Source organism: Streptococcus sp. F2 (assembly GCF_056500955.1).
Window position 1 is genome coordinate 1 of the sequence record NZ_JBWKAI010000035.1, and the last position, 16,804, is coordinate 16,804.

Annotated in this window: 17 protein-coding genes and 1 pseudogene; 6 read left to right on the forward strand and 12 right to left on the reverse strand. The window is 37.8% G+C overall.

From position 1 onward, the window contains the following. Both ACYTR8_RS09145 and ACYTR8_RS09150 read left to right on the forward strand, forming a co-directional pair. Positions 1-486, forward strand: a 486-nt coding sequence (locus ACYTR8_RS09145) for an IS3 family transposase (protein WP_479642046.1), incomplete at its 5' end; no start/stop codon positions are given. Positions 487-529: 43 nt separating this feature from the next. Beyond that, a pseudogene (locus tag ACYTR8_RS09150) lies at positions 530-700 on the forward strand (IS3 family transposase); the annotation flags it as partial. 70 nt (positions 701-770) lie between these two features. Here the strand turns inward: ACYTR8_RS09150 and gla are convergent. Continuing rightward, the gene (gene gla / locus ACYTR8_RS09155; protein WP_111717573.1) at positions 771-1,619 is read right to left on the reverse strand and encodes an aquaglyceroporin Gla; all 849 of its coding nucleotides are present in this window, start codon (positions 1,617-1,619) and stop codon (positions 771-773) included. Between the two features lie 126 nt (positions 1,620-1,745). Here gla and ACYTR8_RS09160 point away from each other — a divergent pair, with 126 nt between their 5' ends. Next, positions 1,746-4,028 carry a Xaa-Pro dipeptidyl-peptidase gene (locus ACYTR8_RS09160; RefSeq protein WP_479642047.1) on the forward strand — a complete coding sequence of 761 codons (2,283 nt, stop codon included), beginning with the start codon at positions 1,746-1,748 and terminating at the stop codon, positions 4,026-4,028. 72 nt (positions 4,029-4,100) lie between these two features. Here ACYTR8_RS09160 and ACYTR8_RS09165 read toward each other — a convergent pair whose 3' ends face one another. Further along, positions 4,101-4,493 carry a pyridoxamine 5'-phosphate oxidase family protein gene (locus ACYTR8_RS09165; RefSeq protein WP_138126501.1) on the reverse strand — a complete coding sequence of 131 codons (393 nt, stop codon included), beginning with the start codon at positions 4,491-4,493 and terminating at the stop codon, positions 4,101-4,103. A 170-nt stretch (positions 4,494-4,663) separates the two neighbouring features. Next, on the reverse strand, positions 4,664-4,885 hold the full coding sequence (locus ACYTR8_RS09170; protein WP_479642048.1) for a helix-turn-helix domain-containing protein: 222 nt from the start codon (positions 4,883-4,885) through the stop codon (positions 4,664-4,666). Between the two features lie 168 nt (positions 4,886-5,053). Between ACYTR8_RS09170 and ACYTR8_RS09175 the strand changes: the two genes are divergently transcribed. Next, positions 5,054-5,428 (forward strand): helix-turn-helix domain-containing protein, encoded by a 375-nt coding sequence (locus ACYTR8_RS09175; protein ID WP_111717577.1) that lies wholly within the window; start codon positions 5,054-5,056, stop codon positions 5,426-5,428. Positions 5,429-5,676: 248 nt separating this feature from the next. Here ACYTR8_RS09175 and ACYTR8_RS09180 read toward each other — a convergent pair whose 3' ends face one another. The 9 genes from ACYTR8_RS09180 to ACYTR8_RS09220 form a co-directional block, all read right to left on the reverse strand. Beyond that, positions 5,677-6,270: a hypothetical protein gene (locus ACYTR8_RS09180; RefSeq protein ID WP_479642049.1), complete on the reverse strand. Its 594-nt coding sequence runs from the start codon at positions 6,268-6,270 to the stop codon at positions 5,677-5,679. 148 nt (positions 6,271-6,418) lie between these two features. Beyond that, positions 6,419-7,819: a sensor histidine kinase gene (locus ACYTR8_RS09185; protein WP_479642050.1), complete on the reverse strand. Its 1,401-nt coding sequence runs from the start codon at positions 7,817-7,819 to the stop codon at positions 6,419-6,421. Next, the gene (locus tag ACYTR8_RS09190; protein ID WP_111717580.1) at positions 7,820-8,503 is read right to left on the reverse strand and encodes a response regulator transcription factor; all 684 of its coding nucleotides are present in this window, start codon (positions 8,501-8,503) and stop codon (positions 7,820-7,822) included. Between the two features lie 249 nt (positions 8,504-8,752). Next, entirely contained in the window at positions 8,753-9,781 is a 1,029-nt protein-coding gene (locus tag ACYTR8_RS09195; protein ID WP_269760004.1) for a sensor histidine kinase, read from the reverse strand. 1 nt (position 9,782) lies between these two features. Beyond that, entirely contained in the window at positions 9,783-10,469 is a 687-nt protein-coding gene (locus ACYTR8_RS09200; protein ID WP_479642051.1) for a response regulator transcription factor, read from the reverse strand. Between the two features lie 118 nt (positions 10,470-10,587). Next, a complete protein-coding gene (locus tag ACYTR8_RS09205; RefSeq protein WP_479642052.1) occupies positions 10,588-11,127 on the reverse strand; it encodes a hypothetical protein in 540 nt (179 codons plus the stop codon). A 196-nt stretch (positions 11,128-11,323) separates the two neighbouring features. Further along, complete coding sequence (locus tag ACYTR8_RS09210; RefSeq protein ID WP_479642053.1) at positions 11,324-11,836, reverse strand: GNAT family N-acetyltransferase; 513 nt, start codon at positions 11,834-11,836, stop codon at positions 11,324-11,326. Positions 11,837-12,396: 560 nt separating this feature from the next. Continuing rightward, positions 12,397-14,106 (reverse strand): AAA family ATPase, encoded by a 1,710-nt coding sequence (locus tag ACYTR8_RS09215; RefSeq protein ID WP_479640838.1) that lies wholly within the window; start codon positions 14,104-14,106, stop codon positions 12,397-12,399. Positions 14,107-14,281: 175 nt separating this feature from the next. After that, positions 14,282-14,488 (reverse strand): helix-turn-helix domain-containing protein, encoded by a 207-nt coding sequence (locus ACYTR8_RS09220; protein ID WP_317613342.1) that lies wholly within the window; start codon positions 14,486-14,488, stop codon positions 14,282-14,284. 110 nt (positions 14,489-14,598) lie between these two features. Here ACYTR8_RS09220 and ACYTR8_RS09225 point away from each other — a divergent pair, with 110 nt between their 5' ends. After that, a complete protein-coding gene (locus ACYTR8_RS09225) occupies positions 14,599-16,566 on the forward strand; it encodes an SEC10/PgrA surface exclusion domain-containing protein (protein ID WP_479640837.1) in 1,968 nt (655 codons plus the stop codon). A 26-nt stretch (positions 16,567-16,592) separates the two neighbouring features. Continuing rightward, positions 16,593-16,804: hypothetical protein (locus ACYTR8_RS09230; protein WP_479640844.1), on the forward strand; the 212-nt coding region annotated here is incomplete at its 3' end.

Here is a 16,804-nt window from a genome sequence, read left to right on the forward strand (position 1 = left end):
TTCGACCAAGAAAGACCACTGGAAGCCCTGGTGACCGACTTGACTTACGTCCGTGTGGATAGGCGCTGGGCTTACGTTTGTCTCATCATTGACCTCTTTAATCGTGAAATCATAGGATTGTCCGTTGGCTGGCACAAGACTGCGGAGCTCGTTAAACAAGCCATTCAAAGCATCCCTTATACACTAACCAAGGTCAAGTTGTTCCATTCCGATCGTGGCAAGGAGTTTGACAATCAGCTGATTGATGAGATGCTTGAAGCTTTTGGAATCACCCGTTCTCTCAGTCAGGCTGGTTGTCCCTATGACAATGCCGTCGCTGAGAGTACCTATCGTTCCTTCAAACTGGAGTTTATCAACCAAGAAACCTTTCAATCACTAGAAGAATTAGCCCTCAAAACGAAAGATTATGTCCACTGGTGGAACTATCATCGCATTCATGGTAGTCTTAACTACCAAACTCCCATGACCAAACGAATTATCGCTTAAAAAGCACTTTATAAAAATTGTTCAGAAAAGTGTTGCCTTTTCAGAAAGTTTCTTTGGGCATTTCAAGACTGAGTCTTACCACCTTAAGAAATATAAATCTTATGATGAGTTGGTCAACGATGTGACACGTTACATCGAATTCTACAACACACAACGTTATCAATCAAAATTAAACAACCTGACTCCTCTAGAATTCAGGAATCAGGTTGCTTAACTTATTTTTTATTATTTGACTGTCTACTTGACAGGGAGCCGTTCAAAGGCCTGAGCCTCTTTTTTGTTTGTTATTTAATGTAAAGGAATTTGAATAGTGCTACTGCAGCGATTGCAGCAACAATAGGTGCCACAACAGGAACCCATGAATACCACCATTTTGAATCACCCTTAGCTTGTCCAAGTACAGATTTTGGCAAGAGGTGGTGAACAAGACGAGGACCAAGGTCACGTGCAGGGTTAAGGGCTGGTCCAGTAGGACCTCCAAGTGAAGCTACAAGTGCCATCACTAAGAAACCAACACCGATGTGAGCAACAGCAATACTACCTGTTACATATGGAGCCACTTGTTGAGAAGCGATGACTTCGTCGTAACCAGCATCAAGCAATTTGCCAACTAGTTCTGCACCAAAGAAGTTCTTTGTCAGAGCAAGCGCACCAAAGAAAAGAACGAATGAACCGACAAATTCATTAGCAAAACCGTTGATGATTGATGCTTTTTGGCTAGCTTTTGTACCATCATCAAGAGCTGAAATAGTTGAGAAGGAACCCAAAACTGGATTTGGATTTTCTGTTTTTCTAAAGTAAGGGCCGTAAACACCAACCACTACAAGTTGACCAAAGATTGCTCCAAGTACTTGTGCGATGATGTATTGCGCAACGTGTGCCCATGGGAATAAACCTGAAACAGCTAGTCCCAAAGTAAAGGCAGGGTTAATGTGGTTTCCTGAAACATTACCAAACATTAAAGCTGGCATCATAACAGCAAGACCGTAACCCAAGGCGATGATAATCCATCCTGAGTTATTCCCTTTTGTTCCTTTTAAATCAACGTTTGCAACGGCACCATTCCCTAAAATAATAAGCAGGGCAGTCGCAAGAAATTCTGTGATGTACTTCACAGTCCATGTAACATCCATGTGTCTTTAGTTCCTCCATTTTATGATATTGTTTAGACAAGTACCATTCTATCAAGTATAATAGATAATGTAAAGCTTGTTCACCTAATAAAAACGTTTACTTTCAAGAAAGGATTTGACGCAAATATGAAATACAATCAATTTTCTTACATCCCTACTTCCATTGAAAATGCCCTTGAAGAACTCCACTCTTTAGGCTTTTACCTAAGGATGGAAAAGAGCCCAAAAGAGAATCTAGAAGCTTTTTTGCGTAAGTTCTATTTTCATTTTCAAAACACTGATTACCCACTAAGTAACTTAATTGCTAGTGATAGCATGGATTTGCTTACTTTTGTGACATCAGATGCTCCTCTAACGAAGGATGTTTTTGAATTGGTTGCCTTGCAATTACTTGGGTTTATTCCAAATGTGGATTTCACATCAACTAAAGACTTCAGCGAATCAATTGGTTTTCCCGTCCAGTTTGATGGTCAAAATATCATCAGCTCCCTTCATCATTTATTAGCCACTCGTATGAAATCAGGAATGACCTTAGTTGATCATTTAGTCAGCCAAGGCCTCTTGCCGATGGATAACCAGTACCACTATTTTAACGGAAAGTCTCTGGCAACTTTTGATACCAATGACTTGATTCGGGAAGTCGTCTATGTCGAAACCCCTGTTGATACTGATGAAGATGGCAAACTAGACTTGATCAAGGTCAATATTATCCGCCCTAAAACCAGTCTGCCGTTGCCAACCGTTATGACAGCCAGTCCTTATCATGAAGGGGTGAACGAAGTTGCCAATGATAAGAGATTATATCCAATGGAAGCTGAGTTGAAGGTAAAAGAACCTCACACCATTTCTGTTTCACGCGTTGATTTCATGCCTTTTAAAACACAACCAGCTGATGTCCCTGTAACAGAGAGCCAAGAGAGTTTTAGCTATATTAGTTCCTATACCCTCAACGACTACTTCCTTGCCCGTGGATTTGCTAATATCTACGTTTCGGGTATTGGAACAGCTGGATCCGCTGGCTTTATGACCAGTGGGGATTACAATCAAATTGCGAGTTTCAAAGCTGTTATTGACTGGTTGAATGGCAGAGCAAATGGGTTCACAAACCACAAGAGAGAGGCCCAAGTTAAGGCCGATTGGGCGAATGGACTTGTTGCTACAACTGGAAAATCTTATCTTGGAACCATGTCAACAGGTCTTGCCACAACAGGCGTTGATGGTCTAGCCGTTATTATTGCTGAAGCAGCCATCTCTTCTTGGTATGACTATTACCGTGAAAATGGCTTGGTTTGCAGCCCTGGCGGTTATCCTGGCGAAGACTTAGACGTTCTGACTGAATTAACCTATTCTCGTAACTTGCTAGCAGGTGATTATCTCAATCATAATAGTTATTATGAAATTTTATTACGAAACCAAACACGGGCCCTCAAGCGTGAGTCTGGAGACTACAATCAATTCTGGCACGATCGCAATTACCTTCAAGAAGCAAAACATATTAACTGTGAAGTGGTTTATACCCATGGCCTTCAAGACTGGAATGTCAAACCAAGGCAAGTCTATAACATTTTCAACCAGCTTCCTGAAGCTGTTGGCAAACACCTATTCTTGCACCATGGACAACACGTCTATATGCACAATTGGCAATCTATTGATTTCCGCGAAAGCATGAATGCCTTGCTTTGTCAAAAAATGTTAGGCGTTGACAATCATTTCCACCTAGAGGAGATCCTTTGGCAAGACAATCAAACAGAGCAAAACTGGAAAGCGCTCAAACAATTCGGAAGTTCAAAGAAACAAGAGCTTCCACTTGGTAACGATCGTGTTCTCATTGATAACCATTATTGCGAGGACGACTTCACTCGCTATGGCAAGTCTTTCCAAGCCTTCAAAAAAGATCTCTTTGAAGTCAAGGCAAATCAAGCTCATGTGGATATTATTTTAGAAGAAGATCTCCCGCTCAATGGAGAGATGACCTTGCAACTAAGGCTTAAATCCAGTGAAAATAAAGGCATCCTCTCTGCTCAGGTGCTCGATTATGGCAAGAAAAAACGCTTCGGCGATACACCAGAATATATGGACCTCACTAGCATCGACAATGGGCAAAATTTCTCTCGAGAAGGACTCAAAGAACTCCCATTTAAAGAGAGCCCTTATCGCGTCATCACCAAAGGAGTAATGAACTTGCAAAACCGGAATGGGCTGCTCACCGTCGAAGCCATCCCAAATGATGAATGGATGACGGTTACTTTCCCACTTCAACCAAGTATCTACCACTTAGAAAAAGGAGATACTCTCAGAATCCTTCTTTACACCACAGATTTTGAACACACGATTCGTGACAATAGCAATTATGCTCTGACCGTTGACCTCAGCCAGTCTCAACTCCTTGTCCCAGTTGAGGAAGGCTAACTAACCAAAAATGCTCACCAGATATCCGGTGAGCATTTTTTGAATGTCAAACTAGTCATTACTACAACAAGCTTATTGACTAACCTTTTGACCTGCTTCTTTTCCTGAATGTAAACTATAGATGGTATCAATATGTATAACACCAGCCGCTTTGGGTACTCCCATTTTGCCTTCAGCCCAAGCTTTAGCCTCGTCATAAAGAGGACCTTGATCTACCATTTCTGCTTGTCCACAAAAACGATAGCCTCGTAAGCAATCACGATTCACATAAGCCACTTCAATCTTACCATTATCCTGAATATTAGCTTGCGTTTGACCACCTGTATTTTCATTAAAAATGAGGGTGTGATCATCTAGCAAACGCATGGAACGTTTAGGTCCAATGTTAGGATTTCCTTCGTGATCAACGGTTGCCACCATTGCCAATTGGCTGGCAATCATTTCTTTCATTTCTTCTGTAAACATTTTATAACTCCTTTTATCAAATAATTTCGTCCATGGACTACTCTCTGATTATAACACGATAAAAGAAGAAAAGGCAAAATAAAATAAGTTTATTTAATTTTTTTGTTAAGTTTGGTTAAAATTATTATTTCGCATAAATAGAAAAAGCTACCAAAGGTAACTTTGTTGCCTTAATTCATAAAATCCGAATCGATACCTAAAAAAATATCATCAACAGAAACTGCTAATGCCCCAGCAATACTTTTTAACTTTTCATATTTTGCCCGTCTTAGCTTATGAATATCTTTTTCATATCTAGCCAATGTCCTAACAGAAATACCGGTTAAGCTTGATAATTCTTGCTGGGTCATTTTTTGGGCCATTCTTAACTCTTTTAAGGTCGACTTGGTCACGATTTTCCCTCCACGCTAAACTAAGATTAGTTACTTATGTTAAGTTTATTATAAACTTCGGTTTTTATGAAGTCAAGTTTTAAAATGGATTTTAACCTTCTTTTAGTAAATCTTTTGCTTTGTCTTCTTTTGTGGTATCATATTTTATATAAGAAAAAGGAGACTGCTATGTCCGCAAAGAAAACTTTTTTTGCAAGTAATTTAAAATACCTTAGATTAAAAAATAACATGGAACAATTAGAACTTGCGAACCTCTTGGGACGAAAAAGTTCTTCTTCGATTAGTGAATGGGAAAAAGGCAAATACACCCCAAAATCTGGTTTATTAAGTGATATTGCTGCTATTTTTGATGTCACCTTAACGGATTTAATGGAAAAGGATTTAACTCTGGAGGGGAAAGGGGTGACCTATCAACTCCCTCAACGTGATTTGGTCCTTATTTCCGAGCAATTATCTGAAAACAACTATAACAAATGGCTTAATTTTGCCCAGGACCTTATCCAACAACAGACCAAAGAAGATAGAGAGCCCGATAGCCATTAATGGGCTTATTAAATCGCTTTCATTGAACGCAACCTTTATCTATCATAACAAAAAACTAGGAATTCCTTGTAGCTCAAGGCTATCAGAATCCTAGTTTTTTCTTGTCTTTGAAAAGGGAATTTTGTTTTTTGTATGATTCTAGGAGCTAAAAATCTGACTGATTTTGTCGATAGCAAGTCAGGATAACCTCCTAAGCACACTGTTTAGAAATGTAGGGAGTAAGTTTTTAAAAAGGAGTTTTAAAACAGTTAATCAGCTGGGAGGTCTTGGTTCATGTAATAATTTTCCAGGTCAGACTCACTAATGCCATGTTTTTTGTAGATAGCATCAATCTCTTTGTCCAATTCTTCCAACTGAGCATTTTCTTTCTGAGTCGCTTTATCTAGGCGATCATAGTGGCCATCTAGTTCCTTTTCAAGCTTACCTGTTTCTTCAAATAAAGTTGTCAAGTCTGACTTATCTTTGTCAGAAAGGCTTGACTTAGCCACTAGCTGCTGAGCTTCCTCAGCTGATGTCCAACAATCATCACCAATGGCTTCATAAAATTTGTCAAGTAATGCTTGATGGCTTTGAAATAAGTCGTCTATCTTTGCTGTGAGGTCTTTATCAGCCTTACCCACTTGTTCTTCTCGAATAGTGTCAATGGCTTTTTGTAATTGGTCCATTTTATCATATAAAGGCTGTGCTTCTTTATCGGCTGCTTTGAGTTTGGTTTCAATAGCAGCTGGTGCTTTTGGACTTGTCTGGTCTGCTGAAACAAGTGGCCCGTGACAACATGTGATGGTTCCAAGGGCAAGAAGGGCTGAAAGTGAGAGTTGCTTCATTAATTTTGTTGGGAGCATAGGCGATACCTTCCTTTACTTTTAGTGATAAAATATTTTATCTTGACTAAAGTATACAAGAACTAAAAAAAGTATTCTCCGCAATTTTGAGGTAAAGGTGTGGCAACTTTGTGGCAAAAAACTTTGTGACAACGTCTAACATATAAACTTATTGACTCCCTTTATCATCTTGGCTGTGCTGCGATTGAAAATGAATAATAAATCTGGTTTTCTTAGTGTCGCTGGACACGGCAATTGTGGCTTGGTGTTGCTGAAGAATTTCCTTGGTCATCGCTAACCCAATACCTGTCTGACCCCGATCGCCTTTATAAAAACGTTCAAAAAGATGGGGCAGGTCTTCTTTAGAAATAGCTGGCCCATCGTTAGAAAGGGTCAGCATGCCCTGTTTGTAAGACAGCACAATTTGACTTTTGGCGTAGCGTAGAGCATTGGTCATGATATTAGCCAAAGCTCTCTGAAGACGGTCATTATCTCCTCGTATAACCAGCTCATCCTCGTCAATCTGACAGAAAAAAGCAAGGTGATGCTGACTAATAATAGGAGCAAAATAGTCTGCACATTCCTTAGCTAAAATGGCTAAGGTAACGGTTTCATTGTTAGTATGCTGGTGGCTATCCAAACGAGAGAGGAAAATCATGTCATCCACTAGCCGTTTCATTTTATGACTTTCACTCAAAAGGATTGGCAAGGCTTGTTCCTTGGGAATCACACCTTCTTGCAAAGCTTCTGTGTACCCCTGTATGGACATTAGCGGCGTGCGCAGCTCGTGAGAGGCATTTTGGAAAAACTGACGCTGACTTTCTTCTGCCTGCTTGATACGGTTAGCCATCTCGTGACTTTCGGCTAAAAGGTCATCAAATTCTGCAAAAATAACCTCTTGCGTCTTCATCTGCGATGGCTCTTGGTCACGCCAGAGCCTCGCAATATATTGCTTAACGGCATCGATCGATTGTCCGACACCTGATAAGGTTCGTTGCAACATAAGTAATAGCGGAATCAAGGTCGCAAACAAGATGCCGACTAAAACCAAGTTAATCCGATTAACCACGCGTTGAATCATGGTCACATCGATAAAGGCTAAGACGAGATAGGTTTTCCGCTTGTTTTTCTTACTTGGCGCTATAATGCCATCATCAAACGCTCCTTCATAATATTTTGTCCGAACAAGGTAAGTTTTCTTAGATAACGTGACTAGAATACCTAGCTTATCCTCAGAAGCGTTCAGTCGATTGTTCTGATTAAGATAGGTAACAATGGCGCCACCTTTTTTGTTATGATCTTCGCTGGTAAACAAGGTCTGATAGTTCTGATCAAAAATAGCGTACTGCGACCACACGAAGGTATTATCATTAATAGGGATATCGGGTATTTTCTGGTTTTTGTTAACACTGTCTAAAATTGTAAAATGGGACTGCATGGCATCCCTAGTTATTTGATTCACATAATCCCTAATCACATAATGAAACGATAAAAAAATTAACAGAAAAGTGGCAGATAAGGTAAGACTGATGGTTAAGATAAGGTTATGAGTCAAAGTTTTCTTTTTCATTTATCTGCAAACTCCTAACCTAAACCCATAACCCCAAACGGTCTCAATGCCCACTTGACTGGGATAGGCCTGCCATTTTTTCCGAAGGCGTTTGACGGTATCGTCCACAGCTCTGCTTTCAATATCTTCAAAGCCCCAAACACGATCCAATAACTCATCACGGGAATAAGCCATCCCAGCATTTTCCATTAAAACCTCCAGAAGGTCAAATTCCGTTTTGGTCAACAGCAACTCCTGACCCGCAAGCTGAGCGCGCCTCGCCACACTATCCAGACACAGGTCCTTATAAGTCTTACTCTGACTCACCTCTGCCTCCTTTTGACGTCTTTTCAACAGAGCCTTGACATGCAAGCTTAGTTTAATAGGAGAAAAAGGTTTGGTAAAATAGTCATCTGTTCCTAACATAAATGCTGTGATAAAATCAGCATCTGAGTCCCTAGCCGTCAGTAAAATAATGGGCAAATCCTTATCGTTTTGACGTATCTCTGTTAAAATCGTCAACCCATCTGTTCCAGGCATCATCACATCTAAAATTACCAAGTCAGGGCGTTGAATCCGATAAGCCGTCAATAAGGCATCTCCAGTTTCAAATGCCTTCACCGAAAAACCATCACGTTCCAAAAAAGGAACCAGAAGGTCACGAATATTTTTTTCATCATCCGCTAAATAAATCACTTGTGTCATCTACGTCTCCAATCGTAATCCTTTCAGGTGAAATCAACTACCCTCATAATAGACTAGGGGAAAAAGGAAGTCAACTCTCAACCCATACCTCCCTCTTTTGAAATCGCTAGCAGTTGTTTTTCGTTATCGTCAAAGACCTGATCTCCCTTTCCGTAACGCAAACTGACAATCAAAAACCGTTCAGTCTTTCTTAACTCAAAAAATGATGAGCTAAGAATACCAAACGGTCTTTTATTTTCTAAATAACTGCTAGGCGGGTAAAACTAAAGTGAAAGAACTTCCTTTGCCCACTTGACTCTCAACCACAATATCCCCACCCAGTTGATGGGCTAACTGTTTGGCAATATAGAGTCCTAGGCCATGCCCACCCGTTTTCATGTTCCGAGAGGCTTCAACCCGGTACAAGCGTTTAAAAATCAGAGGCAAATCCTCTTTTTTAATACCTTGCCCTTGATCCCTAACATCAATGCAAATAGACTGGTCTTGTCGATACGCATGAATAGTCAAAGGCGTACTGGCTTCTGAATACTTGAGCGCATTGCTCACAAGGTTCAGAATAATTCGAGACAAAGCCTCGTACTGACTATTGATTTTAACCACTTCTGGAGCTACTTTGATATCAACAGAGCGGTTTTCCTGTTCAAGGGTCAGTTGAGATTCAGATAAAATATCAATCAGCAACTTTTCAAGGTAAATGACTTGACGATGCTGTTTCTCTTCTTGTTTTTGGTCATTCAAACTCACCACATGCAGCTCCTCAACCAACTGATTGAGACGATTGGTCTGACGTGAAATGGTGTTGAGGTAATGGCGTTCTTCTTCCTTTGGAATCACACCATCTAAAATCCCTTCAACTGTTGCTTGAATTGAAGTTAACGGGGTTTTGATATCATGCGATAGTTGTGCAATCATCATGGATTTCTCATGCTCACTCTCATTGAGCGATTCAAAACTAGCTTCTAAATCCAAAGACATTTGGTTAAAAGCCCCTTCCAGATCTTTAAACTCTAAAGGTGAAGTGATCAACTGGTCGTGGTCAAACTGTCGTTGAGAAATAGCTTGCATCTTTTCTTTGAGTTTTCTAAGCGATGAGAAAACACTTGTTAACAGAATCATGTTCACAATCCCTCCGGCCAACGAGGCAATCAGAGCGATTAATAAAATATAAGAAATGTCTTTGGTCGCGATGAGCATTCGGTTCAAACCGACAATTAGCCCCGCAATGGTAATCACCATCGACACAAGATAGCCGATGACAATGTAGGTTCTTAGTCTCATATTACCCCTCTAATTTGTAACCTAGACCCCAAACGGTCTTAATGGTTGGTGTCTGGTCCGTACTGTATTTTGCTAAATCATTACGTAATGAATGAATATGAACGTTCAAAGTATTGGTATCGTCTAGGTACTCCTCTTCCCACACGCGTTCATAAAGTTCCGTTTTGGAAAAAACATGGTTCAAATGATTGGCCAAAATCCACAACAAGTCAAAGGCCTTATTGGTCAAATTAAGGTCTTGATTAGCAACAGTGACTAATCGCGTGCTGTGATCCATAACCAAATCACCAATAACTAAGCGATCTGTCTGTGTCGTTTTACCATAGATCCGATTAAGGATGTTTTTAACCCGGAGAACCAATTCTCTTGGACTAAAGGGCTTCGAAATAAAATCATCCGCCCCTAAACTCAATGAATAAATTTTATCTGGTTCTGATAGTTTGGCAGTGATAAACAAAAATGGCTGCTCAGGTTTTTCAAGTAAGACTTCCCCAATAAAGTCATAACCATCCATATTGGGCATCATGATGTCACTGATAATCAAGTGATACTGATCCTTACGAAAAACGTCTAAGGCTTGCGCTCCATCACTAGCAACAGTCACCTGATGTCCAGCCTGTTGTAGATAGCGTTTGTTAATATCTGTGATTTCCAATTCATCATCAACTAATAAAATCTTATAGGTCATGCGGTCTCCTTAATTAAAAAAGTAGTGTTACACTTTTTCAAGTATAACACTAACTCTTGGTTAAGCCAACTCACTCTTTAAATTAATAAAATAAGGATGGCTTTATGAAGGAGAGGACTTAATAATCTGTTGGGTAAGTCACACTTGAATTTTGATTAAGAATACCTTTAAGTGAACCACCAATGTAGTCTGGCAAGTCCAGTTTTTGAGCACGTTCGTAAATTTCTTGGTCTGTTAAGCGTTGAGTTGCTTGAGGTGTTTCTGATTGAGTAGCACCCGCTTTATCTGTTGGATAAGTCACGTCTGAGTTTTGATTAAGGATGCCTTTGAGTGAACCACCAATGTAGTCTGGTAAATCCAGTTTTTGAGCACGTTCGTAAATTTCTTGGTCTGTCAAGCGTTGAGTTGCTTGAGGTGTTTCTGATTGAGTAGCACCTGCTTTATCTGTTGGATAAGTCACATCTGAGTTTTGATTAAGAATGCCTTTGAGTGGACCACCAATGTAGTCTGGTAAGTCCAGTTTTTGAGCACGTTCGTAAATTTCTTGGTCAGTTAATCTTTGAGCAGAAATGGCTGGTGCTGAAACAATGGCTAGGAATGCTCCTGCTGAAACAAGTCCAAGTTTAACGTATTTAGCAACTAAAGTAGTGTTTGTCATAATGATTACCTCTTTCTTTTTTTTAGGTGTTTTATTTTATGAACTAAGTATAGCAAGAGGTTTTAAAGTAAGTTTAAGCTAAATATAAAATAATTCTTAAGTCATTCTTAGGAAATCATAAAATCATCACTTTTTGTAGAATTATTGACAAATACATCACTCAAAACATGACGTAATTCACCAAAATCAAGGGACTCTAGTCTATTCCAAAAGCCTTGTCATACCTCATAACGCCATCAATAGGCGAAGCATTTTCTACTAATGGATAGGCCATGACATTTTCTCTTGGCGCATCAAATGGAACCCTAATGCCGACGGCATCTGCTGGTACATACCCATGCCGTGGATAGTAAGTGTCACTTCCCAAAACAATAGCATAAGGATAACCCAACTGTTTAGCAATATGATGACCTTCACTGATTAGTGCTGCTCCAACACCGCGCCCTTGGTATTCTGGAAGAACAGAAAGTGGGGCCAATGCTAAAACCTCTGTCGTTCCTACTTTAGCTTTGGTAAACATAATATGACCTATAATATCGCCATCTTCTTCAGCTAACAGAGATAATTCAGGAATAAAGGACCGACTAGCTGTTAGAGCCATTACCAAGTCTGCTTCATTACCATCTGTATGTTCCGCACCTGCAAAAGCAGACGTTACAACTGCATAAATAGCCTTAGCATCCTGGACTTCTGCTTTTCTGATTTTCATAAGATTTTCTCGTTCTCCTTTCAGCTTCCTCACTTAATATAGTTCAGGTTTTCCCTGTCATTTTTCGTTACTAGTTTACCGTATCTCACTCCCCTTGCCAAGTAGAGAATAACTTTCCCTAACTCTTTTTTGAAGTTTACACTTATATGTTATAATAGATAAGTAATCAAACTTAGGAGAACGTAATCTTATGATGAATATGCAAGACTTGTTCCATGATTTTTTAAGTCTTGTAATCATCAGAAACGTTGATTTAAAGCCTTTCTAAATTCACTAAATCAAACTAAAATCACTTAAACTTATACCAATAAGACAAAAAATAGACACTGGCAGTATCTTCTATACACAAGAAAAATCGTTTTACAAAATTATGTAAAACGATTTTTTATTATCTATCATTTCTCTTTTTAAGTCGAATCGACATTGATTTTGGGAGTGTAAAATATCTTGCGTAAACACAAAAAAGGAATAAATCCTGTATAGTAGAGTTACGACACTTCACTAGAAAGTTTCACACATAATAAGTTCCTTTGATCTAAATTTTATAGAATATCAACTAATTATTTACTATTATGATTTAATACCATTTTCATAAAATTCCTAGCTTCATGATAAACTTCTGCCTCAATTTTATCATATTGCATAAAAGTATTTTCGACCCACTTATTTCCATGCCCAAGTACATCTGGTACAAATCGTTCTATCTCACCACATTCCAAAATAAATATATTATTTTCTTTTAAAAATTCATTTATACGATTGAATAGATTTATGCACTCACCTTGAGGGATAATACTTTTCCCACCAGTTTTTAAGAGTTTTAAACTGTTTATCTCTCTTAAAATTGATTTTATTTGATCAACTGATTGTGGTGACATAAATTTATCAGTATTATATATTTGATTAATCTCATTTCTTATTTCTTCTTGGGTCTTTACTTGACTATTGGTTTCTTTTTGGAATTTTTCTATAAATTTTTTATGATTAGGAGCTATCTTACTATAACAATTAGGGTTAGATGAATTTAACAATTGTTTTAAACTATCAATATTATTTATTAAATCAATATCAGCTATTATTTTATACTTTATACTCAAATCTTTAAGTAAAGGTACAATTTTCTTAAATTGTTCTTTTCCTCCAACTGCACAAAATAATGTATTTTGATAAGTCGTTAAATCTACATATTCTAATATTGCAGAGTAAAACTTGCAATCACTTTCGTTCTCACACAAAATAACCTGATTATAAAATAATCCATTTAGAATATTTGTATACTTCAAATTCTTATCACTAGAAATTTTACTGATACTGGAATTATCAATTAAATTAAATACATTTTTACTACCAAGTCTATCTATTTTTATTATTTTGATTCTTGAAGCATCTTCTTCAAGAGCACCTCTAATGAAATCAATATTGTGAGTTGAGATAAATAATTGTTTACCCACAGATAACTCAACAATATTTTTCCCTAATATTCTTGCTTGAGGTGGATGTAAAAAAGTTTCAGGTTCGTCAATAAGAAATAATGAATGCTCACTCACAATTAAAGAAGATAAAATCGCAACCGCATTTCTTATCCCGTCTCCTTGATTATATAAATCTTCAAATTGCTTTAGCTTACTGATTTTTTCTCGACTATCTGATTTAATAGCAGCTTCAATCGCATGACTATCACCAATTTTATATTTCTTTATTAAACTCCCGTCTAAATAATCTTCAGATATTTCAATTGATTTTTGAAATCCTGAGTCTAGAGCTTGATTTAATCTATTAATGGAGTTAGAATCTCTTTCAAGTTTTTGAAGAATATTTAAATTTTGAGTGTCAACGCTATGGTTAAACTTAATTGGTCTAGTAAGATTTAAACGATTTTCTGTTGATAAAAACGAAAACAATGCTTTATAAAAATTCTTTCTTTCCCCCAAATCAGTAAAATTTTTATCGTAAAAACTATAAATGTTATCCTCATCTACAGGTACATTATAGCTCCCATAACTTGATTTAGAAATATTTCTTTCAAAGTAATCCTTAAGATTGCCTATAGTAAAGCCTGTTTCTTCATAAATCAGGTCTTTTACTAAAATTTTTGATGTTACTCTTTCATTTAAGTCATCCTTTAAATCTTTCAGAGTTCGACTTTTCCCTACATTATTAGCACCAACCAATAAGATAATATCATCTTTATTAAATTCCATTTTTCTATTATCATTAAATGTAATCTCTCTAACGACAACTGAAGGAGACACAATAGTCTCTTGTTCCATAGTTATAATCCTCCATTCAAATACTTTGAATTAATTTGATAGCTACCACAATTAAATACCTTAGAATAATTTTTTGTTTATTGATTCTTCAATTTTACGTTACTCCATATAAAATACAATACCGAGTTTTAAAAATCTTCAAATTTGATAAATGTTATCTTATATAGTAGAAGCATCATTTATTATCATATTGAAATTCAATAATATCTTCAACCCTGCATTCTAAAACTTCGCATAATTTATCTATTGTTTTAGTTGTGATAGACTCTCCCTTTTTAATACGGTGCAATGTATTAGCAGAGATTCCTTCAATTTTAATAAGATAATATTCTGTTATATCTTTTTCCAACAGGGTATTGTAAAAAGGCTTATAAGAAATCATGTGCTACTTCTCCTGTATTAAGTTAATTTAAACGTAACACACTCAACCTATTGACTATGCTCAATATATTGAGTATAATTGTAACGATATAGGCTAAAGGAGAATAAACTATGAGAACAAAAACATATCTTGTATCCTCTGCTGCTCTTGTTGCAGCCCTTGTTGCTACGAGTGCTAAAGCACATGCTGATACTGTAATTCCTGTAAATACTACTGGTGATGTTGCAGCCGCTAATGAAAATGCCACTCTTGAAACACAAGTGAAAGATCAAGAAACTGTTGTAGCTAATCTTACTGAAAAAGTTGAAGAAGCTAAAGTTGCAGATGATTTGGCTAGTCAAGCCGTGGATCAAGCGAAAGCTAATGAAGCTACTAACGGTGACATTGAAGCTCAAAAAGCAGAAGTGGCTAGTCAAATTGTAACCGCTGAAAAAGATGTTGAAGTGGCTAACGAAGTTGTTGCAACTGAAACTAAAGAAGGTGAAGACGCACAAGCTGCAAATCAACAAGCCCAAGATGCGCTTAAAGCCGTTGAAAGTGAAGCTGGTCATGTTGAAACGGTAAAACAAGCAAGTAAAGTCACATTGGATGCCGATTTTATTAAAACATTAGGTGAAAAAGAACAACCTGATTATTCGGAAGCACTTACTATCTTTGGTAATGACAATCAATTTGAATTTATTTCCGAACCAAGTGATAATGTCATTGTTGATATTAATAATCTTACAGATGCTCAATTAACTGATTTATCTCATTATACAGCCGCAATGGTTAACCAAGTACGTAATCAAGTTCGTAACGCTGGTATTAACTTACATGTTGAAAATGCCGTTGTGACTAAAGGTGCTGTCAAGTTTGCTAAAGACGTTGCTCAAAACTATCGTAATGATAATTGGGATGCATATACATCATCTCACGATAAGAATGCCATTAATCTAGCCGCTAGTGCCAATGGTCTTCAAACAATGCCAAATGGGAATGCTTATGAAGATGCCGCTATGGCTCGTTTAAACAAATATTTAACTAAACAATTCACGTTGGCGGATCTTAAACAACAAATCTATGGTACTGTTCAAGGCATGATTTCAAATGACGATAAATCCGATTGGAAGCATACCGAATCTCTCGTCGGCACTCAATTTAATGGTGGTTATATGGGTGTTGCACTTTCTCGAGTTGGTGATGTTGTAACAGTCCATATTTTGCAAGTACCAAAATCTCGCATTCAAGATGCTAATAAATTTGACACAACCAAAATTAATAACCCATATGAAGGTGAAGTGAGTTCAGTGTCCACAGAGGTATTTAAACGTCTCGAAGCTGCACGTACCAAAGCTGCGGGTACAGAACAAACTCTGGCTACTCAACAATCAGAACTCCAAGCCGCCAAAGCTCATGCTGCTGAATTGACTAACAAAGTTGTTCAATTGAAAGAACAACAAGCACAATTGGGCAATGTTCAATCTGGTGATTTGTCAGCACTTGTCACATCTGCTGTAGAACGTAAAGCACAAACAGCTCGTAATCTTGCAGATATGCAAGCCGCTCTCGATAGCGCAACTGCTAAATTAAATAATTTAAAAGCTGCTCTTGCAACAGTTCCTGCTAAGCCAGAAGCTCCTGCTAAACCCGAAGCTCCAGCTGAAACACCAGCTAAGCCAGAAGCACACGTTGAAACTCCAAGTAAACCTGTTCAACCAGTAGTACCTATCAAGCCAGAGGAGCCCACTCCTTCTATTCCTAATGTACCAGTACCAGAAGCACCAGCTAAACCTATGATGCCAAGCAACCCAGAAAAACCAACTGCAACAGAAGTACCTAAGTCTTCCACAGAAAAAGCAGAACTCCCACGTCATCAGGAAAACCCTTCTCAATTTAATCAGTCAGTAACACCTTCAAGCACTGTTCAGTCTATTACAGCTAAGCTAATTAATAGTAACCAACCACCAATGGCTTATCAGGCTAAATTACCAGAAACTAAAGATAGTGCTGATAAAGGAGCTATTATCGGTTTCTTAACCCTTGGATTAGCTTTGATTCCATTTGTCGGCAAACGCTTTAAGTCAAGCCAAAATTAAAATAAGCCAGAAAGAGAGAGGATAGCATGGGATTATTTCTTAAAGCAATGAAAGTGAGTTCAGGAGCAACTCTCGGATATGCTGCTACTAATATGGGGATTAAAAAAGCAGCTGAATGGTCAGAAACCTCAAAAATAGAGAATTATAACAGACACCGAAAAAAGTTTTATGATCCTTTTATTCGAAAAGATTTGATACATTTAGAAGTTGATGGTAAATTACAGGCAATTCCTTATCC

Excerpts from the sequence above, each read along its gene's own strand:
- gla (WP_111717573.1), bottom strand. The coding sequence starts at position 1,619 with ATGGATGTTACATGGACTGTGAAGTACATCACAGAATTTCTTGCGACT.
- ACYTR8_RS09160 (WP_479642047.1), top strand. The coding sequence starts at position 1,746 with ATGAAATACAATCAATTTTCTTACATCCCTACTTCCATTGAAAATGCC.
- ACYTR8_RS09165 (WP_138126501.1), bottom strand. The coding sequence starts at position 4,493 with ATGTTTACAGAAGAAATGAAAGAAATGATTGCCAGCCAATTGGCAATG.
- ACYTR8_RS09175 (WP_111717577.1), top strand. The coding sequence starts at position 5,054 with ATGTCCGCAAAGAAAACTTTTTTTGCAAGTAATTTAAAATACCTTAGA.
- ACYTR8_RS09180 (WP_479642049.1), bottom strand. The coding sequence starts at position 6,270 with ATGCTCCCAACAAAATTAATGAAGCAACTCTCACTTTCAGCCCTTCTT.
- ACYTR8_RS09185 (WP_479642050.1), bottom strand. The coding sequence starts at position 7,819 with ATGAAAAAGAAAACTTTGACTCATAACCTTATCTTAACCATCAGTCTT.
- ACYTR8_RS09190 (WP_111717580.1), bottom strand. The coding sequence starts at position 8,503 with ATGACACAAGTGATTTATTTAGCGGATGATGAAAAAAATATTCGTGAC.
- ACYTR8_RS09195 (WP_269760004.1), bottom strand. The coding sequence starts at position 9,781 with ATGAGACTAAGAACCTACATTGTCATCGGCTATCTTGTGTCGATGGTG.
- ACYTR8_RS09200 (WP_479642051.1), bottom strand. The coding sequence starts at position 10,469 with ATGACCTATAAGATTTTATTAGTTGATGATGAATTGGAAATCACAGAT.
- ACYTR8_RS09205 (WP_479642052.1), bottom strand. The coding sequence starts at position 11,127 with ATGACAAACACTACTTTAGTTGCTAAATACGTTAAACTTGGACTTGTT.
- ACYTR8_RS09210 (WP_479642053.1), bottom strand. The coding sequence starts at position 11,836 with ATGAAAATCAGAAAAGCAGAAGTCCAGGATGCTAAGGCTATTTATGCA.
- ACYTR8_RS09215 (WP_479640838.1), bottom strand. The coding sequence starts at position 14,106 with ATGGAACAAGAGACTATTGTGTCTCCTTCAGTTGTCGTTAGAGAGATT.
- ACYTR8_RS09220 (WP_317613342.1), bottom strand. The coding sequence starts at position 14,488 with ATGATTTCTTATAAGCCTTTTTACAATACCCTGTTGGAAAAAGATATA.
- ACYTR8_RS09225 (WP_479640837.1), top strand. The coding sequence starts at position 14,599 with ATGAGAACAAAAACATATCTTGTATCCTCTGCTGCTCTTGTTGCAGCC.